The 23,908-nt window shown below is 45.6% G+C and carries 21 protein-coding genes; 14 read left to right on the forward strand and 7 right to left on the reverse strand.

The window, feature by feature from the left end:
- Nucleotides 1-51 precede the first annotated feature (51 nt).
- Nucleotides 52-999, forward strand: coding sequence for a ribose-phosphate pyrophosphokinase (locus Q4Q54_RS01365; protein ID WP_006080255.1), 948 nt, complete (start codon nt 52-54; stop codon nt 997-999).
- 211 nt (nt 1,000-1,210) lie between these two features.
- On the opposite strand, the gene Q4Q54_RS01370 is transcribed toward Q4Q54_RS01365, so the two are convergent.
- Nucleotides 1,211-3,073: a methyl-accepting chemotaxis protein gene (locus tag Q4Q54_RS01370; protein ID WP_311987356.1), complete on the reverse strand. Its 1,863-nt coding sequence runs from the start codon at nt 3,071-3,073 to the stop codon at nt 1,211-1,213.
- A 438-nt stretch (nt 3,074-3,511) separates the two neighbouring features.
- Here Q4Q54_RS01370 and Q4Q54_RS01375 point away from each other — a divergent pair, with 438 nt between their 5' ends.
- The 3 genes from Q4Q54_RS01375 to Q4Q54_RS01385 are packed head-to-tail and all read left to right on the forward strand — an operon-like array spanning nt 3,512 to nt 5,582.
- Entirely contained in the window at nt 3,512-4,045 is a 534-nt protein-coding gene (locus tag Q4Q54_RS01375) for an RNA polymerase sigma factor (RefSeq protein WP_014615395.1), read from the forward strand.
- Entirely contained in the window at nt 4,045-4,629 is a 585-nt protein-coding gene (locus tag Q4Q54_RS01380) for an anti-sigma factor (protein ID WP_311987358.1), read from the forward strand. The genes Q4Q54_RS01375 and Q4Q54_RS01380 overlap by 1 nt, the downstream gene beginning before the upstream one ends.
- On the forward strand, nt 4,626-5,582 hold the full coding sequence (locus tag Q4Q54_RS01385) for a DUF4097 family beta strand repeat-containing protein (RefSeq protein WP_311987360.1): 957 nt from the start codon (nt 4,626-4,628) through the stop codon (nt 5,580-5,582). The genes Q4Q54_RS01380 and Q4Q54_RS01385 overlap by 4 nt, the downstream gene beginning before the upstream one ends.
- Before the next feature lie 76 nt (nt 5,583-5,658).
- On the opposite strand, the gene rsuA is transcribed toward Q4Q54_RS01385, so the two are convergent.
- A complete protein-coding gene (gene rsuA / locus Q4Q54_RS01390; RefSeq protein ID WP_300479348.1) occupies nt 5,659-6,411 on the reverse strand; it encodes a 16S rRNA pseudouridine(516) synthase RsuA in 753 nt (250 codons plus the stop codon).
- Between the two features lie 78 nt (nt 6,412-6,489).
- Here rsuA and Q4Q54_RS01395 point away from each other — a divergent pair, with 78 nt between their 5' ends.
- From Q4Q54_RS01395 to Q4Q54_RS01415, 5 genes are all read left to right on the forward strand, one after another.
- The gene (locus tag Q4Q54_RS01395) at nt 6,490-7,044 is read left to right on the forward strand and encodes a sugar O-acetyltransferase (RefSeq protein WP_311987361.1); all 555 of its coding nucleotides are present in this window, start codon (nt 6,490-6,492) and stop codon (nt 7,042-7,044) included.
- A gap of 263 nt (nt 7,045-7,307) precedes the next feature.
- Nucleotides 7,308-9,392, forward strand: a complete 2,085-nt coding sequence (locus Q4Q54_RS01400) for a M13-type metalloendopeptidase (RefSeq protein ID WP_311987363.1) — start codon at nt 7,308-7,310, stop codon at nt 9,390-9,392.
- A gap of 220 nt (nt 9,393-9,612) precedes the next feature.
- Nucleotides 9,613-10,398, forward strand: coding sequence for a RelA/SpoT domain-containing protein (locus Q4Q54_RS01405; RefSeq protein ID WP_311905909.1), 786 nt, complete (start codon nt 9,613-9,615; stop codon nt 10,396-10,398).
- Between the two features lie 175 nt (nt 10,399-10,573).
- Complete coding sequence (locus Q4Q54_RS01410; protein WP_011845817.1) at nt 10,574-10,981, forward strand: SMI1/KNR4 family protein; 408 nt, start codon at nt 10,574-10,576, stop codon at nt 10,979-10,981.
- A gap of 30 nt (nt 10,982-11,011) precedes the next feature.
- Complete coding sequence (locus tag Q4Q54_RS01415) at nt 11,012-11,512, forward strand: DUF4447 family protein (protein ID WP_006084089.1); 501 nt, start codon at nt 11,012-11,014, stop codon at nt 11,510-11,512.
- 148 nt (nt 11,513-11,660) lie between these two features.
- Here Q4Q54_RS01415 and Q4Q54_RS01420 read toward each other — a convergent pair whose 3' ends face one another.
- Together Q4Q54_RS01420 and Q4Q54_RS01425 are read right to left on the reverse strand one after the other, a co-directional pair.
- Nucleotides 11,661-12,293, reverse strand: a complete 633-nt coding sequence (locus tag Q4Q54_RS01420) for a glutathione S-transferase family protein (protein ID WP_006084090.1) — start codon at nt 12,291-12,293, stop codon at nt 11,661-11,663.
- Nucleotides 12,294-12,437: 144 nt separating this feature from the next.
- Complete coding sequence (locus tag Q4Q54_RS01425) at nt 12,438-15,023, reverse strand: TonB-dependent receptor (RefSeq protein ID WP_006084091.1); 2,586 nt, start codon at nt 15,021-15,023, stop codon at nt 12,438-12,440.
- Between the two features lie 243 nt (nt 15,024-15,266).
- On the opposite strand from Q4Q54_RS01425, the gene Q4Q54_RS01430 reads away from it, so the two are divergent.
- The 4 genes from Q4Q54_RS01430 to Q4Q54_RS01445 all read left to right on the forward strand — a co-directional run bounded on the left by Q4Q54_RS01430 (nt 15,267) and on the right by Q4Q54_RS01445 (nt 19,812).
- Entirely contained in the window at nt 15,267-15,806 is a 540-nt protein-coding gene (locus Q4Q54_RS01430; RefSeq protein WP_311905911.1) for a PH domain-containing protein, read from the forward strand.
- Between the two features lie 151 nt (nt 15,807-15,957).
- A complete protein-coding gene (locus tag Q4Q54_RS01435; protein ID WP_311905912.1) occupies nt 15,958-17,232 on the forward strand; it encodes a divalent metal cation transporter in 1,275 nt (424 codons plus the stop codon).
- Between the two features lie 152 nt (nt 17,233-17,384).
- Complete coding sequence (locus Q4Q54_RS01440; protein ID WP_006080239.1) at nt 17,385-17,849, forward strand: DUF1456 family protein; 465 nt, start codon at nt 17,385-17,387, stop codon at nt 17,847-17,849.
- A 274-nt stretch (nt 17,850-18,123) separates the two neighbouring features.
- Nucleotides 18,124-19,812, forward strand: a complete 1,689-nt coding sequence (locus Q4Q54_RS01445; RefSeq protein WP_006084095.1) for an NAD-dependent malic enzyme — start codon at nt 18,124-18,126, stop codon at nt 19,810-19,812.
- Between the two features lie 128 nt (nt 19,813-19,940).
- Here Q4Q54_RS01445 and Q4Q54_RS01450 read toward each other — a convergent pair whose 3' ends face one another.
- Together Q4Q54_RS01450 and Q4Q54_RS01455 are read right to left on the reverse strand one after the other, a co-directional pair.
- The gene (locus tag Q4Q54_RS01450) at nt 19,941-20,375 is read right to left on the reverse strand and encodes a DUF3069 domain-containing protein (RefSeq protein WP_006084096.1); all 435 of its coding nucleotides are present in this window, start codon (nt 20,373-20,375) and stop codon (nt 19,941-19,943) included.
- Nucleotides 20,376-20,411: 36 nt separating this feature from the next.
- A complete protein-coding gene (locus tag Q4Q54_RS01455; protein WP_011845810.1) occupies nt 20,412-20,936 on the reverse strand; it encodes a phosphatase PAP2 family protein in 525 nt (174 codons plus the stop codon).
- A 155-nt stretch (nt 20,937-21,091) separates the two neighbouring features.
- On the opposite strand from Q4Q54_RS01455, the gene Q4Q54_RS01460 reads away from it, so the two are divergent.
- Nucleotides 21,092-23,014, forward strand: a complete 1,923-nt coding sequence (locus tag Q4Q54_RS01460) for a tetratricopeptide repeat-containing diguanylate cyclase (RefSeq protein WP_311905913.1) — start codon at nt 21,092-21,094, stop codon at nt 23,012-23,014.
- Here Q4Q54_RS01460 and Q4Q54_RS01465 read toward each other — a convergent pair.
- Nucleotides 23,011-23,808, reverse strand: coding sequence for a substrate-binding periplasmic protein (locus Q4Q54_RS01465; protein ID WP_259509681.1), 798 nt, complete (start codon nt 23,806-23,808; stop codon nt 23,011-23,013). The two genes, Q4Q54_RS01460 and Q4Q54_RS01465, sit on opposite strands and share 4 nt — an antisense overlap.
- Nucleotides 23,809-23,908: the final 100 nt, after the last annotated feature.

Raw genomic sequence — 23,908 nt, forward strand, 5'->3', positions numbered from 1 at the left:
CGTCGTTACTCTAGCCACTAAAATATAAAGCAAACGCCTGAGGTTCATACAGTGCCCGACATCAAGCTCTTTGCTGGGAACGCCACCCCCAGTCTCGCTAAAAAGATAGCCGATCGTCTATTTTGCAAACTCGGAGACGCAGTGGTTGGTCGTTTCAGCGATGGTGAAATCAGTGTCCAAATTAACGAAAATGTACGTGGTGCCGATGTGTTCATCATCCAATCCACTTGCGCGCCGACAAACGACAACCTGATGGAACTCATCGTGATGGTTGACGCGCTGCGCCGTGCATCTGCTGGCCGTATCACAGCCGTTATTCCTTACTTTGGTTATGCTCGTCAAGACCGTCGCGTTCGTAGCGCCCGTGTACCTATTACTGCAAAAGTCGTTGCCGATTTCCTGTCTAGCGTGGGTGTTGACCGCGTTCTGACCTGTGACCTGCACGCTGAGCAAATCCAAGGTTTCTTCGATGTTCCTGTTGATAACGTATTTGGTAGCCCAGTGCTGCTAGAAGATATGTTAGCGAAGAACTTAGATAATCCAGTGGTTGTTTCTCCAGACATCGGTGGTGTTGTTCGCGCTCGCGCAGTAGCCAAACTGCTCGATGATTCTGATTTAGCGATCATTGATAAACGTCGCCCACAAGCGAACGTTGCGCAGGTTATGCACATCATTGGTGATGTTCAAGGTCGTGACTGCATTATCGTTGACGATATGATCGACACAGGCGGCACTCTGTGTAAAGCGGCTGAAGCCTTAAAAGAACATGGTGCGAACCGCGTATTTGCTTACGCAACTCACCCAGTATTCTCTGGCAAAGCGGCTGAAAATATCGCTAACTCAGTGATTGATGAAGTGATTGTGACTGACACTGTTCCTTTAAGCCCAGAAATGTTGAAAGTGGCTAAAGTGACTCAGTTAACTATGTCTGCGGTACTGGCTGAGGCAATTCGTCGCGTAAGCAACGAAGAGTCTATCTCTGCCATGTTCCGTCACTAATAGTTCCGTCACTAGTAGTTCTGCCACTCATCATAGTTACTGAACGTTCTGACTAATTCTGAGTGGTTCCTATGCACAGTGTGTTTTAACGAATAACTAAGCTTGCAGAGCTAATCACTCAGACATAAAAACGCACTCCTCGGAGTGCGTTTTTGTTAGTGTATTTTCTAAGCTAGCTTTTGCTCATCAGATTAGCATTGGCTTTTAAATATTAGATTTTAAAATTACTGACCGCACGGAATAAGAATTCAGCCTGCGCTTTCAGCTCATCCGATGCCGACGCATTCGCATCTGCCGCATGGGAGGATTCCTCGGCGATATCGCGGATCACTACCACGTTCTTATTCACTTCGGCCGCCACCATGCTTTGCTCTTCAATCGCCGCAGCAATTTGAGTACTCATATCCATGATGTTACGCACATCTGTATTGATAAGCTTAAGTAAGGCACCAGCACTTGCCGCTTGCTCCGCACTCTCAACACCTTGTTTTTGGCTCGATTCCATCAATTGTACAATCGAGCGAGTCCGCGTCTGTAAGGTCTGAATAATGTTCGCAATCTCTTGGGTTGACGATTGTGTCCGCATCGCTAAGTTACGCACTTCATCGGCAACCACTGCAAAACCACGGCCCTGTTCACCTGCACGTGCCGCTTCAATCGCGGCATTCAAGGCTAAAAGGTTAGTTTGCTCAGCAATGCCGCGGATCACATCTAACACACTACCAATAGTCTCACTGTCACGCTCCAATTCACCAATGACCGCAGCAGAGCTATTGAGCTGCTCAGCAAGCGACTGAATTTTATGGATAGTTTGCTCAACTTCTAATTGACCGCTTTGCGCATTATCATGCGTCTTACCCGCTTTTAACGCCGCTAACTCTGTAGTTTTAGCAATTTCGTCAATGGTTGCGCCCATTTCTGTTATCGCCGTTGCAACCATATCGGTCTCATTGAGCTGTTGGCCCACGCCTTCAGAGGCAAGCATGGCATTTTCAGATACGCGCTTACAGGAAGTGTTAATCGTCGCGACTGACTCTATCACTTGCTCAATCAATTGCTGGAAGCTAGTCACCATACTATTGAAATGCTGCGCAATTTCGCCAAGTTCGTCTTGCGTTGATGCATCGCATCTTAAGGTCAGATCTTTACTCACTTCGATGCGAGCAATGATCTGCGTGATACGCTCAACCGGCGCAATAATACTGCGGATAATCAAATAGGTAATGATAGATAACAGCAACGCGATAAAGATAAACACCGCAATACCGACATTAACGCTGCTGCTCTCAGCATCATCAATCGCCTTAAGCGCTAAGTTATGTAAGTCATTCGCGCTACTTTCAATTCGTAGGTTGGCCGCGACAAGACGCGCCATAGTGCCATCTTTTTCGGTCAAACCGAGTTGCTGTTCTTTATTGGTTAAGCTTTTAAAATCTTTCTGATACTGAGTAATAAGCTCTGCAATTTTATTTTGGGTATCGGCATCTAAGCTCGATGAACGTAGCTTGTCATTAAACTTGCCAATGTTGGCATCGAAGGTTTCAACATAACTTAGCTCTCGACGCAGCATAAAATCTTTTTCGTTACGTCTCAGTTGCAGCATAGCCACTTCGAGTTCGAGCTGATTGTATTGCTTCAGCAGCGTTTCAACATTATGCACCGCCGTGCGCAATGTGCCATACAAACCTGTTTTAGGCGTTAAGCCAATTTCCTGCTGTAGTTGCACCACTTCAGAAAAAGCGGCTTGATACTGATTTAAATTACTGTCAAAACTTTCAAGCGATGCCGTCGACACACCGTAATCTTTAAACACTTTCTCTAAATCGGGGACAATACCGTCGATGGCCATGTGGCTTTGTTTATGCAATTCGACATATTTTAAATCCTTGCGAGCGAAGAAATCCTTTTCGTTTTTACGCAGCATCAATACATCGCGCTCTAACTCAAGTACACTTTGAGCGGCATGCGAGAGCTCCGACTTAACCGAATTTGAATGGAGTTGTAATCCAAACATGGCAACTAATGCCGAAATAGACACAGCTGCGCTGAGTAACAACTTTGAGCGGATTAGCATAGAAAGTCCCCGAATAAATAACCTATCTTAAAAAGATAGCTGCAAATTAAGCCTTTAACAGCGCCAGTGTAGCAATACATGAAAAGTTCATATCAAATACTCTGATAGCTTGTTGATTAAAAGCTCACATATCGAAAGCACCTCATTATTTCTAGCTTAGTTCATCAAGATAATGTCGGCATATTTTACAAAGTAATGCGTGTTAACCTTGGTAACGATACCGTTTAAACGCCGATAAAAACATTACAATACCAATTGGTATAAAATGAATAACTTCATAAGCTTAACTGTAAATTTCGGGCGGATTCTACTACAGATTACAAAAATGTTACGCTGAATAATGTATCTTAATAAAATATATTTTTTACGACTCCAAACCTTTTGCTGCATTCAGTGCGTCAAAACTACAACACTTAATAATTATGGCAGGGAATGACAGTGACAGCAGGGATACTCCCACTCAATAGCGCGATGTCTGACTTTGAACTGGCCACCTTAGCCAGCCAAGGAAACAGAACCGCCTTTAAACTGCTGTATCAAAGCCATCACCAACGTATCTATGCCCTATCACTGCGCCTTTGTGGTCATAAAACCATGGCGGAAGACATTACCCAAGAATGCTTTATTTTAGTGTGGCAGAAGTTGCCGCAATTTCGAGGTGAGAGTCAGTTTTCCACTTGGTTACACAGTATTTGTGTCAATCAAGCCTTGAGCAGTATCCGTAAACAACAATCATTTTGGGCACGATTTATCCCGCTGGAAAATGAAACTGAACCTATGAGTTCAGATGAAAGTTATAGCGGATTAGACAAGTTGATTTTCAAACTGCCGCAGCGGGCTCGCATGGTGTTCGTACTCTGCGCCATCGAAGGTTATCAACACGATGAAATCGCTGACTTACTTGGCATTGCCGTCGGCACTAGCAAGACCCAATACCATAGAGCTAAGCAACTACTACAGGAGATGCTGTAATGACGTTAACGCCGCTTTCCCGTGAACAACAGCTTGAGCAACTGATCAATAGCGCCCCCAAAGAAATGTCGCCCAGCCATGATCTGTGGCAAGGCATTGAAAAGCGCATGGACAAACCGCTTATGTCGCCAACGCGCCAATCCCAGCACGGCAGACTGTGGGCAATAGCCGCCTCTTTTATCATGCTAGTGGCATTGGGATATAGCCAATTGCCTTATTTCAATCAATTAACCACACAGCAGACAGAGCTTGCCCAGAACTCAGCTATGCCAGCGCAATCAGGGGATGCGGCCTTACAATTATTACTCACTCAAATTGCAGCATCGCACCAAGCGCAAGTGGATAACCTAGAGCAAACAACGAATGCACTCGCCTGGCAGACCAGCAGCTTTAGCGCGCCCGTTGAGCAGGGTTTGGCTGAACTAAGACGGGCGGCAACTCAGATTTACCAAGCTTTACAAGCAAATCCAACCGATAAACAACTTTGGCAACTCTGGCTTTGGGTGCAGCAGCGTGAGCTCGACCTATTACAACAGGGCCAAAAATTACCCATTAAAAACTCGACACAAGGAAATATCCTATGAGTAACCTCAATCTCACTAAAACCAGTCTCTTAGTTTCGACACTCTATTTAGGTTTAATGGGCAATGTGTTCGCAGCGCAAAGCGTTGATAAACAGCTCAGTATTGATAGCGACACCCAACTGCAGATCAAAGTCCAGCGCGGCGATGTGACGATTCAAACCTGGGATAAGAGTGAAGTCAGTGTCACAGGCACACTCGATGAATTGAGTGAAGGTTTTGTGTTCGAGCAACAGGGAAACAGTCTGAATATCGAAGACAAGATGCCTCGCCACTATAATGGCAATAATGACAAGGGCTCGCAGCTCACCATTAAAGTACCAAAAACAGTAAAACTCAATGCAGACACTATTTCAGCGAATCTGCAAGTTGCCGAAGCCCAAGGTGAACTCGATTTAAATACCGTCAGTGGCGATATAAAAGCTAACAACCTCAGTGGTAAACCTGAGTTAAATACCGTCTCTGGCGATATCACAACCAAAGCACTTGATGGGAAAATCAAATTAGAAACCGTATCCGGCACGATTCAAGACACTGACAGCAAAGGGGAAATGAACTATCGTCTCGTTAGCGGCGACTTAAATAGCCAAACTCAGGCCGAAAAAGTCACGGTGGAACAAGTTTCTGGCGAAGTGAATGCTAACTTTACCCTCGCAAAGGAAATCGTACTCAGAACCGTCAGCGGTGACTCAAAAGTATCACTGGCGAAAAACTTCAACAGAGCCAATTTAGAAAGTGTGAGCGGCGATATCATAGTGACGTTTGCCGATATGCCAGATGCCAGCTTTGACTTAGACGGTGGTCCTGGTGGCAAGATCAAAAACACCTTAACTCAAGATGAGCCTAAGAAGCAGAAATACGTGCCACGCGCCGAGTTGTCATTTCAAACAGGCTCTGGCGCAGCAAACGTGAAGATGAATACCATCAGCGGTAATCTGATTTTAAAGAAACAGTAATAATAAAAGCTAGTTAGCACAAATAAAAAATGCCGCCACAAGTCAAACTCGGGCGGCATTTTTTATATTAAACTCGTTAGACTGAAGCTATCTCTTCAGCCGTCAAATATCGCCATTCACCCAGCGCTAAGGCGGGATCTAATTCAATTTGGCCTACACTTTCACGGTGCAATCCTTGCACGTGGTTGCCCACCGCAGCAAACATACGCTTCACTTGATGGTACTTACCTTCAGTGATGGTGAGTCGCACTAATTGCGGCTCAATAATCTCCAGCAATGCAGGCTTAGTTAAGCCATCTTCACCGCGCAATTCAACACCAGCGGCAAACACTGCAATCAAGCCAGCATCCACAGGTTCGGCGAGTTGCACTAAATAGCGTTTACCGCATTCTTTCTTCGGTGAGGTGATTTTATGCGACCACTGGCCGTCGGTCGTGATCAGCACTAGCCCTGTGGTATCGGCATCTAAACGACCAGCAATGTGCAAGGTTTCAGGCTTTGGCACATCCACTAAGCTCAATACCGATGGATAGGTTTCATCAATCGTTGAACAAATCGTATCGACTGGTTTGTTGAGCATTAAATAACGTACGCCCACTAAGGCAATAGGCTCGCCCTCGAGACAAACACGCATACCTTCAGTCACTTTAAAGCCCGAGTCTTTGACGACTATGCCATCGCAAGTGATGTCACCGCGATGCAGGGCTTTTTTCGCTAATGAGCGAGTCAGTGGGGTACTCTCACAGATAAATTTGTCTAAACGCACGTTAATACTCAACTTCAATAAAGAAAACTGCCATATTATGAGGCCGACCACTTCAAAGGGCAAAGAATTGCTGCTCAGCACGCGATGTGTTTCTATCTAAGCCCTTACGTATTGACAACAGTCACCCTAGGGAAAGATAACATGATTGAATTCCAAAAGATGATCACAGGCCAAGAATATGATTGCCTTGCCAGCGAACTATTAAGTTTACGCGCTCAGCAGCAACGGCTAAATCGACAATTAAATCAAATAATTGACCAAGAAAATACAGAATATAGCCAACTCTGTCAGCAGCTCATCCCCCATAAATCTCCAGCCGCAACAATATCTACGCCGATTTTTATCAGTTATGGCGTCAATCTATCCATTGCCGATAAAGTGTTTATCAATGTGAATGTCACCTTGCAGGATAATGCACCTATTTCTATTGGCGAGCAGACTATGGTCGGCCCCAATGCACAATTATATACCTCGAGTCACCCACTCGATGCCGAGCTGCGTTGCTCAGGTTTAGAAACCGCTAAAGCAATTAAGGTCGGTAAACGGGTATGGATTGGTGGCGGCGCTATCATAATGCCAGGCGTCACTATTGGTGATGACGCCATCATAGGCGCAGGTGCCGTAGTCACAAAAAATGTAGCCGCCAAAACCGTGGTCGCAGGTAATCCCGCAAAGCCGATCAGGCAGCTAATTTGATTACGTGTAAAGAATGCGAAAGCTAAGTACTCGCTTACCTGAAAAGGCTTGCATACGGTAACTTCGCCGCTAATAAGCTTAAGACTGTAATTGGTAACCTTTAGTTACATATGACTCAAGATAAATCCGCGATAAACACTGTAATGACCTTGTTTAGATTCCTAGTAAGGCATTAACATAGTTCATTGCGCCTGAAGCAATCCCATTTTGCAAAAAATAACAGCCCCAATAATGGGCACAATAATAAACTCGAAGGAAACGACATGAGAAAAGTACTCATTGGGGGACTGTGTGCCTCACTTATCGCAGGCCTGACTGCCTGTAATGACAAGCCAGCCGACGTTAAAGCACCTGAAACCGCTAAAACAGCCACCGCAGTTGCTGTGACTCAGGTACTGGGTTCTGGTATTGAATTCGCTAATTTTGATAAAGCGGTTCGCCCACAGGATGATTTCTACAAATATGTTAACGGCACTTGGTTGAAAAACACTGAGATCCCTGCCGATCGCACTAGCATTGGCGCTTTCTACGATTTACGTGAGAAATCACGTGACGACGTAAAAGCCATTATCGAAGAAGTGGCAGCAACGCCAAATCTGGCCGTTGGTACAGACGAGCAAAAAGTGGCCGATTTATATCGTTCATTTATGGATACTGACACACTCAACAAACTGGGCGTGACACCAATCCAAGGTGAGTTCGATGCCATTAATGCCTTAAAAGATAAGCATGAATTAGTGAAGTACTTCGCCCACAGCCAAATCGCTGGCGCGGGTACACCTATGGCATTTTATATCGATATCGATGCGAAAAACTCTAGCCGTTACGCGACTCATCTCTATCAATATGGCCTAAGCCTGCCAGAAAAAGACTACTATTTTAACGAGTCAGAACGCTTCGTTAATATCCGTAAGGCTTACCTAGCCCACATAGAAAAGATGTTTACGCTTGCGGGTCTTGCTAATCCTAAAGCCAGCGCTGAGTCTATCCTTGCCCTAGAAACGGCCATTGCCTCTAAGCATTGGGATGTGGTTGAAAACCGCGACAGCACTAAAACTTACAATCTATATCAAGTGAAAGATCTGCCAACATTGGCACCGGATATCGATTGGACTGTTTACTTAACGGCGCTGGGTGCGGATAAGCAAACCGACATCATTGTTAACCAGCCTAGCTATATCCAAGGTCTGAACGAGGTGTTAAAAACGACCAATTTAGCCACTTGGAAAACCTACATGCAATGGCAAGTACTGACGCATGCGGCGAACTATTTGAGTGAAGCGCTGGACAACGAAAACTTCGATTTCTTCTCTAAAACCTTAAACGGTCAAGAAGAGCAAGAACCACGTTGGAAACGCGGCGTAGCCTCTGTTAACGGTATGCTGGGTGAAGTTGTCGGCAAAGTGTACGTTAAACGTCACTTTACGCCTGAAGCCAAAGACCGCATGCAAGCACTGGTGGAAAATCTTCGTGGCGCTTACGGCGAGAGCATCAAAGATTTAACCTGGATGAGCGACAGCACTAAAGTGGCTGCGGCAGATAAGTTAGCAAAATTCAACCCGAAAATCGGTTATCCGAACAAGTGGGAAGATTACAGCAAGCTAAGCATCAAGGCGGACGACTTAATCGGTAACGCTGTTCGTGCCAGCGAAGTTGAACATGCTAAATCATTAGCCAAACTGGGCGCGCCAATCGACAAAGACGAATGGCACATGACCCCACAAACGGTTAACGCTTACTACAACCCAACCATGAACGAAATCGTCTTCCCTGCGGCCATTCTGCAACCACCATTCTTCAATTTGGCGGCTGACGATGCAGTCAACTACGGTGGTATTGGTGCGGTAATCGGTCACGAAATGGGCCATGGTTTTGACGACCAAGGCGCTAAGTTCGATGGCGAAGGCAACATGCGTGATTGGTGGACAGAGCAAGATTTAAAAGAGTTCTCTGCTCGCGGCCAAGCGCTGATCGCACAGTACGATGGTTACTATGTGTTTGACGACTTGCACGTCAACGGTGGTTTAACGCTAGGTGAGAACATTGGTGACTTATCAGGTGTGACTATCGCATACCGCGCGTATAAGAAATCACTCAATGGTCAAGAAGCGCCGGTTATCGATGGCTTAACGGGCGATCAACGTTTCTTCATCGGTTTCACGCAAATTTGGCGTGCAAAGGCCAAAGAAGAAGCCATGCGTAATCGCGTAGCGACCGATCCACACTCACCTGCGGAATTCCGCGCTCTGGGTGCCCTATCTAACATGCCTGAGTTCTACACCACCTATGATGTGAAACCTGGCGATGCCATGTATATCGCCCCTGAAAAACGCGTAAAAATTTGGTAAGCCTGATTTAAATCGCCACTCGGCTGCATAAGCTGAGCAACAACAATGGCGCTCACTGTCACAGGTGGCGCCATTTTTATTTCCTTAAACCACTGAGTTATGAAAGTGACCCAATGCGCAAGATGAACAAGTCTTAATGATTGATTCAGCTTTAATTAAGCAAAAGAAGCCTATGGTGAATGGGTGACCTGTACAACTCACCCATAAGGAAGTAGGCCGCATGACTAAGTTATTTCGTACCTTTTTTATTTTTCTACTCTTATTATCGAGCCGCGCTGGTGTAGCAAATTCTCTCGACGTCAGTGACACAAAAACAGAACGTGGTAATTACAGTGCAAGACAGGCACAAAACCACGATCTACAAGGTCTATACGCACTCAGCAGTCAGACCTTTGATGCGCCTCGTCAAGCCTCGAATGACTTATCCGTTCTCCATCACCAAGCCTATGATGCTCAAGCTGAGCTGGCTCAGTTGCTTACCCGAATTGCCCATCATTCACAGACGCAAGTGATTATTCCTCCGGTGAAGAGTTATCAAAGAGCCGCCGATAAAGTGGCGACAAAATTTAACGGTGACGCCAGCCAAATTACCGACCTGGCAAGGGCAAGTATCGTGACCGACAGCATTCAAGATCTGATGCAGGCTTACCAAGCCTTGAACGAGCAGACCCAAGTGGTGAAACAAAAGAACCGCTTTGCCGAACCCAAAGCATCTGGCTATCGCGATCTCAACTTGCTGGTGCGTTTACCCCAATCGGGCATGATTGCCGAGGTGCAATTGCATTTGCAGGATATCGCCGATATCAAAAACGGCCCAGAGCACAAGGTATATGAAAAAGTGCAAAGGATTGAGGCCAATGCCCGTAAACAGCAAAGATCACTCAGTGAGTTTGAGCTGGCACAGATTGCCCAATTACGCCAAGAATCACACAAGCTGTACCACAAAGCATGGCTTAACTATAAGCGAGTCGATGAAGCCAGTTTATTAAGAGTCTCAGTCGCTTAACCCACAACCGCTTCCACTGTTGCGCTGGTCTCCTGCAAAGGTGCCAGCGCTTTTTTTTATATTTTACAGCGCCTGAAAAACCATATTAAAAATAAGCTGAAAAAAGCACTCTCTCGCATCAAAGTGCCATTTAAGTATATAATCCCGCGCCATAGCCCTATCAGCAGGAAACGCCATGCACGACATCATTGAGCAACTCCAAGAACGCAGCGAAACTGTTCCTGTACCACTCGAATTACCCACATTTGAGCAGCTCGTCGAAGTCGAAGAGCAAATCCTGATTTCATTGCCGCGGGAGCTAAAAGAATACCTGCTGTATGCCAGTGATGTGATTTACGGCACGATAGAGCCAGTAACTGCATCGGATCCCTACTCACACACCTATCTGCCTGAAGTCACTTGTTATGCTTGGTCTATCGGCATGCCAAGGGACATGATTGCCATTTGTCAGCAGGGCGATGCCTTTTACTGTATCGACCAAGATGGCCAAGTGCATTTCTGGAAAAACGGCGGCTTTACCGATATCTATTGGGAGTCGTTCTGGGAATGGGTTGAAGAAATCTGGCTAAAGATTAAATACTAATTTTACTTTCACTGCATTGAGAACACGATTATGTCTAAAAACATTGGCTTGAATGCCATCGAAATGAGCTACTTACGCCAATCATTGAGCTTAAGTGCGGCTCAAGTTGGCACGCTAACTAACCATAGCGAAGCCGATGTATTAGCCTGGGAAAGTGGCGAACAAGCGGCACCTGAGCTGGCGCAAAAGAAACTGCTCGATATTGATGACATCATTGAGATGCAAGTACTTAACACCTGCGATGGCATTGAAGAATTATTTAAAAAAGAACCTAAGCGTCATTTAGCTTTCGTGGTGTACCCCACTCAAGCCACTTACACTCAATACAACCCCGAATTTTTAAGTTCATTGCCTTTTACTGAGCTGTACAACACGGCAGCTTGGCGCATCAAGAAAGAGTGCAAACTGGTCCTAGAAGTCGACGTCAGCTTAGTCGCACTGGACGTGGAAGCCTATAAAGCCTTCCGTGAACCGACCAAAATGAGCGAAAGCCGTGAAAGCCGTGCTAAATGGGCCGCGACTCAGCTATAAGCGTGTAAATCCAGAAGCTTAGTACTCGCATTAACAGCAAGGGCAGATATCACTATCTGCCCTTTTTATATTCTCATAATGATTTTCAGATAATGGTGGGAATGCACCTGAATCATTCAAGGCTAAAATAATCAGCTACTCTGCCTGATTAACCCTTAGCAGCCACCACAGCATCCATCTTCTGCAAAGCCGATTGACGCGACGGCAGCGCAGACAACCTATCGCGATAAGCGGCGAGTTTAGGTGGAATGGCTTGTTCAAACAATGTGCCCCACATTAAGGTATGGGCCAATAAAATATCCGCCACCGAAACGTCATCACCGAGCAAAAAATCACTTTCAGGCAACATGGCTTCGGCCAATGCAGCCGCCTTATCAAACTCCCATACCGCACAAGGCATGATCTGCGGATGACGCTGCTCCTCCGGTAAAGCAAACTTATGCTTACCCAAAGTCCAAAGCGGCTGCTCAAGCTCAGTAATGATGAAGCTCACCCATTGATGGTGCAAACCCGATGCGTTACTCCCCGCGGGTGGCAACAACTTACCCCCGCCATACTTTTCTGCTAGATAAAGGCAAATCGCCGCAGATTCGGATAACACTAGCTCATCATCAGTTAGCACAGGCACTTTACCGCAGGGGTTTATCGCTAAAAATGCCGCGCTGCGATGCGCACCTTTGGTCATATCCACAAAGGAAAAATCCCAATCAACGCCCAACTCTTCCAACACCCAAGCAACTCGTAATGCGCGACTGCGCGGTGTGCCATATAAAGTGATCATTGCAACGTCCTTTTAGTCCGGTTAATTCGTGTCCTAACGAAGATACACTGAGTTTGCGTTAGTGCAAATCTGCCCATAAAAAACGGCGCTTAATGCGCCGTTTCGATTTCACTACACTTTGATATAAAGCACGTAGCCTTAATATTAGAAGTTCATAGTGAGTTTAGTGTAGATGTAGCGACCCATAGGGTTATGTACTGAAATAACATAGCCGTAAAGGTCGGTATCACCGTCACCGATCGCAAATGGTGGCTCTTCGTCAAATACGTTGTTTACACCCAATGTCAGTTTGAACATTTCATTGAAGCGATAAGTACCTGACATGTCGACTAAGATTTGAGCATCAACCATACGAGACTTGTTGCTTTCGAAGTCGAGGACGCCATCAAAATTGATATCTGGTGTATCTTCAAACTCGCCGATATAACTCAGATTAATGTTGGCGGCAAAGTTATCCATAGTCCAGTTAGTAGTAAGTAACCAGCGATGTTGAGGGAACTTGTACTCACCGGTGTAATCTAGGCCATCTTTTTCGAAACTATGTAAATAACTGTACTCAAGTCCAAATTTCAGATCACCATAGCTATCCAACTCAACGCCATAATGACTCGAAACATCCATCCCTTGCACATCTTGTGAGCTTAGGTTGATAAAGCTTGAATGGATGATACTGATTGGACCTAAAGTCTGACCCACCTGTGGAGCTAAACGCTCACATACAGTGCTGTTTTGATCATTACAATTTGCGGTATAGATATCGCCTAACGGCTGTTTATCGATTTTGTTATCTTGTGTAATGCTATAGATATCAAAACCAACATCGAATTTCTGGCTTGGCGCCCAAATCATACCGACGTTCCAAGTTTCGGATTCCTCAGCATCCAGCTCCGAGTTACCTTCAAATTCAGTGTTGTAATCTAAAGCTTCACAATCAACACTATCAGCAGCGCAGCGGTAAGTATCAATGAAAAAACTACTTTCACGCGATGGACCAAGACCTATTTGTGCTAAAGAAGGTGCACGGAAACCCGTAGACCAAGAAGCACGCGCCGTTATCTCGTCAGTCACTCCCCATTGGAAGGCAACTTTAGGGTTAGTCGTTGAACCAAAATCACTATAGTGATCATAACGACCAGCAAGTTGTAGCTCGAAGTTATCCGTTACCGGAATAGATAATTCAACATAAGCTGCATATTGCTCACGTGATGCCGCCGCAGAGACTGCTTCAGTACCAAAAATCAATCCACGTTGGAACTGTTCATCGGGCACATCGCTGACATCTTCTTCACGATATTCAGCTCCAGCCGCCATCATAATATCGCGACCAGCAAGGGTAAATGCTTGACCTGAAATGTTAGCTGCATAGGAAGTCATGTTTGACAAACCTTGGCGCACTAAACTAGTGGTAATGTCATCAATGACATCTTGGGAGTTCATGGTGCCACCGAAAGGATTATAGCGACCCGCATCGATTTCACGTTGTAAATAATCGGTTCTGACCCAACCTTGGCTGCGATCCCCCGTTTGAGTGGACTCACTGCGACCTTTTTGCACCGAAGCTTCCCAGTCCCAATCTTTAACTACGCCACGCAAACCTGCGACTAAACGAAGAGTATCAGACTCGATATCCCAACGACGCGCACCCGCATCAACGGTGCGGAAGCGACCAATTTCAATATCTTTCCCCCAAGGGTTATTTGGGTGAGTTCCTGGTACGGTTAAGCCTGCATCCTCATCAAGAGGTGTTGGTGCACCGCCCGCTTCCGACGTGTTGTGCTGGGCAGCTAATTCAAGGAAAGCAGTTAAATCATCATTGAAATGATATTCGAATTGCCCAATAGCTCCCACTCGTTCTGCAGAAGGAATAACAAGGTTATATGGCCCATAATCAAATACACAGCTGCCGCTTGGCGTCGCCCGATCAGGTGGACAGGCTGGATCTATGGTTTTCACCCCATCAACATAAAAATAACCAGGAAAACCACGGGAAGAACGGAAATCCTCACCGCCATAAGGAGTCTGATCTGCACTGCCGAAACGGCCTAAATCAGTCGCAGCTAAGGTACCATTTTTAAAATAATCGAGAATAACGGAGGCACTGCCCTTATCAGACTTCATCCCCCAAACCATGTTCGCAGTGGTTTCATCGTAACCCGTACCTGAAGCATCACCGTAGCCGAGATTGACTTCAATACCCTCAATGTCTTTCTTCAGGATAATGTTGACCACACCGGCAATCGCATCAGAGCCATAAATAGCCGATGCACCGTCCTTGAGTATGTCGATACGTTCGATCGCTGAAACAGGGATATTATTGATATCAACGAAAGAATTAGTAATACCTTCAGCAAAAGCACTCGCAGCAACCCGACGACCGTTAATCAACACTAAGGTCGCATCAGGACCTAAACCACGCAAACTGATAGACGCGCCACCGTTGGCAGTTGAATCTTGGCTATTACCACGGGTAGAAAACGCACCAGCACCGTTCGCAGGCATACGTTCGAGCAATTGCTGTAGGTTATCGAATCCCATATTAGCAATATCGTCTTTGCTGATCGATTGGATCGGGGAAGGGCCTTCGATATCTGTACGTTTAATACGAGAACCCGTCACTTCAATACGTTCAACTTTTTCTGCGCCTTTATCGGCAGCATGGGCTATTGTTGGCGCAAATGCTAAAGCAATCGCGATGGCACAAGCACTGGGTAGAATCTGAGGTCTGTTCATACATATCCCTTGTTTTATCTATTTTATTAAAATTATATTAACCATTAGAAAACCATAAATTAACAATACACAAGGTAATGAGTTACAAACCAAAGTCAATGGGATCATAATGAAAGTTAAACTTTTGTTACATGTTGAGACAATATGCTTTCCTTCTGCGAGAATCAAAAAGGTCTAGGCACTAGAAAATTCAACTAACGAGACAAATCGTGGTACTTGAATATCAGAATTTAAGGAAGAAACATGGAAGACAAGATCATTCATCAAGCAGAGTTTGAGTCCAATCTAGGTTTGTATTGGTTGCTTTCAGGGGCCGCCTATTTCAGCCTCAGCATAGTCGGCATTCCCTTGTTATTGCTTTGGTTTCCAATCGGGCTGTGGGGAACTCGCCGCTATATTCGCAATATGAGTGCCGAGCTCACCAGTAATAAGTTGATTGTGCGCCGCGGAATATTAACTCGTACCGAAAACTCTGTACCTTTGGACAAAATTACCGATATGGCATTGATCCAAGGCCCAATTATGCGCCTATTTGGCCTGCATAAACTCACGGTAGAAACCGCAGGGCAATCGGGCGCAGGCGCCTTGATAAGCTTAGTCGGCATAGTTGATGCGCCTCAATTTAGAACCAGCGTATTAGAACAAAAAGAGCGTCTTACTCAGCGCCCACATTCAGCGAGTCCATCTGTACAACCTGATGATGCGTTATTACAAAACGTAGTCGAGATGGCAGCAAGCCTAAAACGAATTGAAGCCTTGCTCAGCCAAAAATTAAATAGATAAATTGAATAAAACGACTTTCAGTTCAATCACTTTCCCTTTAATGTTGAGCCACTCACTTAGCGTTAGCACAGCTTTAGCATGAGCGCAGCCTTAACATAAGGGCTTGTTCGATTCCCCAGATTAATTTTCAACAGGTACTTTTAATAACGACATGACTGAATCCTCGACAACCTCCCCTTCATCCTCTTGGATAACACACCTGACGCTTGGCATTAAAGCTATGGGGCCCGGTGTGCTTATGGCCGCAGCGGCGATTGGCGCATCGCATTTAGTCGCCTCGACTCGGGCGGGCGCCGAATTTGGCTGGCAATTGGCTTGGGTCATTTTAGGGGTGAATTTACTTAAGTATCCCTTCTTTGCCGCTGGCGCACGCTACACCGCCGCCACAGGGGAGAGTTTACTGCACGGTTACTTCAAACAGGGCCGAGGTTATTTGCTGCTATTTACTGGACTGAATGTGATCGCCGCCGTCGCCAGCACTGCGGGTGTTTGCATGCTCACCGCCGCTATGTTGACCCAATTTATTCCGCTTCCCATCGATTGGTTAGCCCTGCTGGTATTGCTGAGTTCTTTGGCTTTGCTGATTTTAGGCCATTATCAACTACTCGATAGACTCACTAAGATCATCATGTTCGCCCTAACCCTAACCACCTTAATTGCCGTGACCTTAGCTTGGGATCATGCTCAGCCATTAGCGAGCAATTTTGTCTCTCCCTCACCTTGGCAATGGGCCCATGTGGGATTTTTGGTCGCCATGATGGGCTGGATGCCGGCACCAATTGAAGTGAGCGCTTGGAACTCCCTCTGGTTGCTCGAAAAACAAAAAAGCCAGACGGTCACAAAAGCGCAGGCGCTGCTCGACTTTAACTTAGGCTATATCATCACCGCGATCCTCGCGATCGTGTTTCTGTCCTTGGGCGCCTTAGTGATGCACGGCAGTGGTAAGCACTTTTCTGATTCAGGCGCACAATTTGCTAATCAATTGATCAACCTTTACAGCCAAGTGATGGGTGGTGAAAGTCGTTATCTTATTGGGATTGTGGCTTTTCTCTGTATTTTTAGCACCACAGTAACCGTTATCGATGGCTACAGCCGCACCTTAGATATGGGCTGGCAATTACTCACCTCAAAGGCCAGTTCAGACAAACGCCTCACAGGGATCATGCTCGCCATCAGTGCCTTTGGCTTATTGCTGATCCTCTTCTTTAAAGGCGCACTGTTGCCGCTACTTGAGTTTGTGATGATTTTGGCCTTTATGACCACTGTCATTTTTGCTTGGTTAAACTACCGCTTAATGACCAGCAAACAGCTCCCCGAAGCCGATAGTTATGGCACTAAGATGAAGCTACTCTCTTGGTTGGGCATAAGTTATCTGCTGATTTTCGCGGCACTGTTTATCTATTGGTACAACGTCATTAAAAGCTAATTGCCAGAATGGTATCAATGCTATTTATGTCAGAGTCATAAATAGCATTCGCTACGCAGCGTTAAATTCCTGCTAAATTCTGCTTTTGAGGCGGTTTGGGTATATAATACCGCCTCTTAAACCAGACAGCGCAGCCGCGCCAAGAGATGACCATGATTAATAATGATATTTTGCGCCGTTTGCGCTTCGTGTTTGATTTCAACAATGCCAAAATGATTAAAATTTTTGCCAAAGCTGGAAGAGAAGTGCCAACAGAAGAGATCATTGCTCTGCTGCACAAAGAAGAGGAAGAAGGTTACAAAGCCTGTAATGACACCACTTTATGTCAGTTCCTAGACGGCCTTATCATCGAAAAGCGTGGCCTACGTGAAGGTGCAGAAATCCCAGCGCCAGTATCGCGTTTAAACAATAACTTAATCTTCAAAAAACTCAGAGTTGCCCTCGAAATGCGTGAAGAAGACATAGTTGCAGCCTTGGCTCTAGCCGAAGTGCAAATGTCAAAATCAGAACTGAGCGCGCTGTTCCGCAATCCGGATCATAAGAATTTTAAAGAGTGTGGCGATCAAATCCTGCGTAACTTTATTCGCGGCTTATCACTTAAGTATCGCGGTGAATAACGCAAAACATAAGTTTGTCACATCAAACGCAGCTTAGGCTGCGTTTTTTATATCCAATTTAAGCTATACCTAAAGTTGCTTAGGCATAAACAACAGCATAACAATTCCATCTGAAGTACCTCATAAATCCTGTTTAAAACAGCTGACTTTTTTACTGCTGCAAAAAAAACCACAAATACCTCGTTCCACGGACAACAAAGATCACATTTCATGATAACCTTACGTGACTTACAGCACGTATTGACCACTTAAACAATAACTCAAAAGGTTACCCATGGACGATAATAAACGCCCCCTCTATCTTCCGTTTGCAGGACCTGCCATTCTTGAAGCCCCGCTTATTAACAAGGGCAGTGCATTTTCTGAAGAAGAGCGTATTTTCTTTAACCTCGAAGGCTTAGTTCCCTATGCCATTGAAACAATTGAGGAGCAGGCTTCCCGCGCCTACGATCAATTTAGAAGTTTCAACAACGACTTAGACAAGCATATTTACCTACGTAATATCCAAGACACTAACGAGACCTTATTTTATCGTTTAGTGCAAAATAATATCAGCGAGATGATGCCCATCATCTATACGCCGACGGTAGGTTTAGCTTGTGAACGTTTCTCGAAAAACTACCGCCGCAACCGTGGTTTGTTTATCTCCTATCCGAACAAAGATAGGATCGATGACATTCTCAATAACTCGACTCGCCAAAAAGTTAAAATCATCGTTGTTACCGACGGTGAACGTATTTTAGGTCTTGGCGATCAAGGTATTGGCGGCATGGGGATACCTATTGGTAAGCTGTCACTCTACACTAGCTGTGGTGGCATCAGTCCGGCTTATACTCTGCCTATTACATTAGACGTAGGCACAGATAATCCGCAGTTATTAGAAGATCCTATGTATATGGGCTGGCGCCATCCGCGCATCGGTGGCGAAGAATACGCCGAGTTTATCGAAGCCTTTATGCAAGCCGTACATGTGCGTTGGCCAGACACTTTGATCCAGTTCGAAGACTTTGCCCAAAAGAACGCCATGCCGATCTTAGAGCGTTATAAAGATCGCTATTGCTGCTTTAACGATGATATTCAAGGTACCGCCGCCGTTGCCGTCGGTTCACTACTGGCCGCTTGTAAAGCTGCAGGTACTGAATTAAATCAACAACGTATTGCCTTCCTTGGTGCGGGTAGCGCGGGTTGCGGTATCGCCGAAGCTATCGTGGCGCAAATGGTGTCCGAAGGGATCAGCGACGAGCAAGCTCGCACGCAAGTATGTATGGTTGACCGTTGGGGCTTATTGCTAGACAACATGCCTAACCTGTTGCCATTCCAGCAAAAATTGGCGCAGAAATGCACCAATATCCAAAACTGGAGTAATTTCAGCGACAATATTTCGTTATTGGATGTGGTTAACAACGCTAAGCCAACCGTGCTGATTGGCGTGTCCGGCGTACCGGGTCTATTCACCGAAGAAATTATTCGCGCTATGCACAGCCATTGTGCCCGCCCGATTATTTTCCCACTGTCGAACCCAACCAGCCGTGTTGAAGCGACGCCAAAGGACATTTTGCATTGGACCTCAGGTCAAGCACTCGTCGCCACGGGTAGTCCGTTCGAGCCCGTTGTGGTCGATGGTGAAACCTATGAGATTGCCCAGTGTAACAACAGCTTTATCTTCCCAGGTATTGGCTTAGGTGTTTTAGCCTCTGGTGCCCGCCACGTTTCCGATGCCATGTTAATGGCCTCAAGCCGCGCACTTGCAGAATGCTCGCCACTGGCAATCGACGGTAGCGGCCCATTGTTACCTAAACTCGAAGATATCCACGCAGTCAGTAAACACATCGCTTTCGCCGTAGGTAAAGTCGCAGTTGAACAAGGGTTAACGCTGCCAATGAGCGATGAAATCTTACAACAATCAATTGAAGGCAATTTCTGGAGTCCAGAATATCGCCGCTACAAACGCACTTCGTTCTAAGTATAACGTTGACGCGACTTAAGTCGTGGCAACGCAGCTTTAGCTAAGGGTTTGTGCCAGCAAAAAGCCCGTCACTGCAAAGTGACGGGCTTTTGGATTTTCAGACTCAGCGCTTATTTCAATAAAAACTAAGGCGCCATCACCTGTTTAAAGCTATTGAGCATAGAGCGATCGGTACGTGCTTTTTTCAATTTGCGTAGACTTTCTTTGAGCGACTCATCGGCTAAACGGGTGAAGATACCGTTATATTCTTGCTCTTGGATTTCACCATCGGTATCGGCCTGCTCAGAAATCTCTTGGGCAACACGGCTCAACTGCAACCAAGCATTCGCAATATAAAAACCGTGGAATGCGGCTTGCTCCATAAGATTACGCGCGCTAGCAGGCAAAGATGCCCAAGCTTGGCTAAATTTGCCCTCTCTGTCTTCCAACAGTTCAGCGCACAGGCTTTGATATGCAGCCAATAATCCATCCGGAAGTTTTGCCATTGGCAGCACTTTATTCGCAACATTGTAAGAAATCTGCTCGGCAGTTTCACGGTAAACAGCTGATAATTCACTCATAAAAAATCTCGATTAACATTCATTCAAAAAATAGACTTAAAACTGGCCACTCACATATAAACCATAAACGCCGTTACCCGCTATTGGTGTGACAGTAATACCTTCATAGGGCTGAGTAAAATACCAACCCGCTAGCGCACCAATTGCAGCACCCGCTAACACATCTTCTAGGTAATGTTGGTCGCTCGCCACTCGGGTATAGCCAACATACGATGCAGCGACATAGGCGGGTAAACCATATTGCCAGCCATAACGCTGCTGAATAAACGTCGCCGCCATAAAGCTATCTGAAGTATGACCCGATGGGAACGAATCGTCGCCACTACCGTCGGGTCTGTCTTTGCTCACACCATATTTTAGGCCTTCAACAATTAATCGACTCGATACTGCCGCCTGAATTAACTGCCAACTGCCGTCGTAACCGTCTTCATAGAATAATGTCGCGCCCATTGCCGTTGCGGGGAGCAATAGATGCAATACATCGCCCGAGGTTTCTAAATCTGAGCCCGCCCAGCTCGCGCCGCTCATCATGAGTAGGGCAGCACAAAGTAATTTTTTCAAGGGTGATTCCTTTTTAGGATGATTTCCAAGGCGAAGTTTATACCTTGATAGCTAGCTGAATGCAAAATTGCTATGCATCTATATTCAAAATGAACAAACAAGTTATGCTAAGCTCACTATTAGCTATTGATTTCAATGCGAACAGGAAACCTTTTTTGCTACGTCCACTTATATCTTTATCACTTACCTTTTGGCTGCTTCTACTGCCGCTCAGTCAGGCTATGGCAGAAGAAAAAACTCAGGTTGATAAGATATTTGAAAGATTTGAGAGCGGTGAACCCATGACCCGCGAAGCGCTCACGAGTAATCTAACGCTATTGAGCAAGCTGATTGCAACCGATGATATCCCCCGCAATGAAAAGCTGCAGCTACTTAAATGCTGGAATCAAAGTGCCGAAACGGATACTGACATAGCACTAGCTGTTAAAAATACGAGTCAAACACTGACCAATATTCCGCCGACCGCCTATCCGCATTTCATCACCGACCTCATGCTTTGTCATTCTTGGTTTTTGCAGTTAAATGGTGATGTAGATAGCGCGATGGAAGGTTATAACCTCAGCGTTAAGCGTGCCTATGAGCATGAAGATCTTAAACTAATTGCCGACTCACGTAGCCTTCGCGGCGCCCTGTATTCCTATATTGGCGATTTTTCTGCCGCATTAGACGACCTCATAACAGCGCAAGATCTCTACGAGTCACTGAATTTAACCGGCTGGGCTAACATCAATCTTGCCGATATGGCCACCAGCTTTAGACGTTATGGCGATCCCCAAAGTGCGATCCGTTATTACACTAAACTCAAAGCAGTTTATTTAAAGAACAATAACCAAGAACAGGCAATGAATGTCACCTCAGAGATAGGCCTTGCCTTAGATGAACTGGGTGAACATCAACAGGCCATAGATAACTTCTTGCTAAGCTACCAATACTTTAAGGAACATCAGCTGGAAAAAGTGGCCGCCACTATGGCGACGGATATTGCCTTTAGCTTAATCAAACTCCATCGTCTTAATGAAGCGGAAAAATATTTAACTGAAGCCGCTGCTGTGATTAACGAAAAAGATCATGCCGCTTATAGCTTTATGAAGCTCTTTATGGGCAATATCAAGTTTCAGCAAGCACGTTATAAAGAAGCGCTTACCGAACTCGAACAAGGGGAAAAAGCCTTTCGAACCCTGCAAAATGATCGGGGACTCACTCAACTATTACAGCTAAAAAGTGACGTCTATGCGGCCATGAATAATTTACCTGCGGCCTATGGCGCATTGCAGGAATTTGTAGCCCTCACCAAAAAGATCGACGACAACTCCTTCTCCCATCAAACCACAGAATTAAAAGTGAAGTTTGATACCACTAGGATTGAATCTGAAAATCAGCGCTTGATTGAAAACCAAAACCTTAAAGAACAAGAACTCGCGCTACTCGAGAAGAATAAATCATTACAACACATTATTTTATTATTGACGGGCTTTATCCTGACAATAGTGTCGATATTTGCGTATAAACAAGTACAGAGAAATCGCCAGCTGCAGGTCATTGCCCTTACGGATTACCTCACCAAACTCCCTAATCGTCGGCATATTTATGCCCAAGCCGCGCAGTATTTTCAGCAAGCCTTAAAACAACAAAGCCCTTTTTCGGTGATTATCTTTGATGCGGACCACTTCAAGAAAATTAACGATAACTTCGGCCATGAACTGGGCGATCGCGCCTTACTGACGATCGCAAGCGCAGGTAAAGCCCTAACGGGTAATAAAGATCTTATTGGCCGTATCGGTGGTGAAGAGTTTTTAATTCTCTTACCCAACACGGATGCTGAACGTGCTTGTGAACTTGCCCATCAGTTGCAAGCTCATATTAGCCGCCTAGGCGCAGAGGATTTACCCACTGAACTCAAATTGACCGTTAGCGCAGGAGTCGCAACCTTAGCGCCGCAACCAAATACTGAAAATACTTATCAAGACAGAGACTTTGCCAGCCTACTGAAACGTGCCGACGATGCCCTTTATGAGGCTAAAAATGCGGGAAGGAATTGTGTTAAAGCTGCCAAAAATGAGGCTACGTGCGAGAATTAAACGCTTTTATGCCAAAACACTTGATGCTGTAAGGGCGGTGGCAAAGCGCCAAACCATGTCTGATATAAACGACTAAACTCCCCTGAGTCTTTCATTTTCTCAAGCTCTGTTTGCCAACTCGTGACCGTAGCCGCCGACGTCCCTTTAGAAAAGGCTAAATAGAGATTAATCTCAGATACGACATACACTTGGCGTATATCTGCCTCACTTGCGCCCACTTCTTCAAGTATCTGCTTAACCGCAAGATCCGCTTGGCACCAGAAACGAATTCGAGAGAACAGTAATTGCTTAGCCGATTGCTGCGGAAAACTCGCCACCAGCAAGTTATCCACACCGGCTTGTTGTAACAGCTGCGCCCCAGCAGATTCTCGATAAACCCCCACAATATCTTTAGATTGAAGTTCGGCAAGTTGATCGAGTGCAATGGGATCTGCCGCCCTCGCATACAAAGCAATTTTGCTGGTTGCAATCGGGCCGATAAAATCGAAATGATCTTCACGCTCGTCATTAATAGACGTCGCAAAAAGTAAGACATTCGCCGAAGTATTGGCAATCGAATACGCCCGTGCCCAAGGTAACACATCAATTTTTTCACTCTGGCCCAGTCTCGATTGCAAGATATTGACTAAGTCCACCGCAAAACCTTGGGGAACGCCATCTTGCTCGTAACTCATTGGAGGCCAAGCTTCGGTCACCAATTTCAACTTATCAGGTACCGCAAAAACAAGATTAGGCATCAGGCCTAATAAGCTCATCGCAAGAAAACACGCCCTAAGGGGAAACGCACTCAGCATACGGATACCAAACGGGAAACATTAAACCTAATCATAGACTCAATCCCTGCTGCAAATAAACATATGCCCAAAGAAAATAGCCTCTCATTCATGCTCACTG

Source organism: Shewanella sp. SP2S2-4 (assembly GCF_031932025.1).
Classification (GTDB): Bacteria; Pseudomonadota; Gammaproteobacteria; order Enterobacterales; family Shewanellaceae; genus Shewanella; species Shewanella baltica.

What these genes read in the sequence shown, in the direction of transcription:
- Q4Q54_RS01370 (WP_311987356.1), bottom strand. Translation starts at nt 3,073, where the DNA reads ATGCTAATCCGCTCAAAGTTGTTACTCAGCGCAGCTGTGTCTATTTCG.
- Q4Q54_RS01380 (WP_311987358.1), top strand. Translation starts at nt 4,045, where the DNA reads ATGACGTTAACGCCGCTTTCCCGTGAACAACAGCTTGAGCAACTGATC.
- Q4Q54_RS01385 (WP_311987360.1), top strand. Translation starts at nt 4,626, where the DNA reads ATGAGTAACCTCAATCTCACTAAAACCAGTCTCTTAGTTTCGACACTC.
- Q4Q54_RS01395 (WP_311987361.1), top strand. Translation starts at nt 6,490, where the DNA reads ATGATTGAATTCCAAAAGATGATCACAGGCCAAGAATATGATTGCCTT.
- Q4Q54_RS01400 (WP_311987363.1), top strand. Translation starts at nt 7,308, where the DNA reads ATGAGAAAAGTACTCATTGGGGGACTGTGTGCCTCACTTATCGCAGGC.
- Q4Q54_RS01405 (WP_311905909.1), top strand. Translation starts at nt 9,613, where the DNA reads ATGACTAAGTTATTTCGTACCTTTTTTATTTTTCTACTCTTATTATCG.
- Q4Q54_RS01410 (WP_011845817.1), top strand. Translation starts at nt 10,574, where the DNA reads ATGCACGACATCATTGAGCAACTCCAAGAACGCAGCGAAACTGTTCCT.
- Q4Q54_RS01415 (WP_006084089.1), top strand. Translation starts at nt 11,012, where the DNA reads ATGTCTAAAAACATTGGCTTGAATGCCATCGAAATGAGCTACTTACGC.
- Q4Q54_RS01420 (WP_006084090.1), bottom strand. Translation starts at nt 12,293, where the DNA reads ATGATCACTTTATATGGCACACCGCGCAGTCGCGCATTACGAGTTGCT.
- Q4Q54_RS01425 (WP_006084091.1), bottom strand. Translation starts at nt 15,023, where the DNA reads ATGAACAGACCTCAGATTCTACCCAGTGCTTGTGCCATCGCGATTGCT.
- Q4Q54_RS01430 (WP_311905911.1), top strand. Translation starts at nt 15,267, where the DNA reads ATGGAAGACAAGATCATTCATCAAGCAGAGTTTGAGTCCAATCTAGGT.
- Q4Q54_RS01435 (WP_311905912.1), top strand. Translation starts at nt 15,958, where the DNA reads ATGACTGAATCCTCGACAACCTCCCCTTCATCCTCTTGGATAACACAC.
- Q4Q54_RS01440 (WP_006080239.1), top strand. Translation starts at nt 17,385, where the DNA reads ATGATTAATAATGATATTTTGCGCCGTTTGCGCTTCGTGTTTGATTTC.
- Q4Q54_RS01445 (WP_006084095.1), top strand. Translation starts at nt 18,124, where the DNA reads ATGGACGATAATAAACGCCCCCTCTATCTTCCGTTTGCAGGACCTGCC.
- Q4Q54_RS01450 (WP_006084096.1), bottom strand. Translation starts at nt 20,375, where the DNA reads ATGAGTGAATTATCAGCTGTTTACCGTGAAACTGCCGAGCAGATTTCT.
- Q4Q54_RS01465 (WP_259509681.1), bottom strand. Translation starts at nt 23,808, where the DNA reads ATGCTGAGTGCGTTTCCCCTTAGGGCGTGTTTTCTTGCGATGAGCTTA.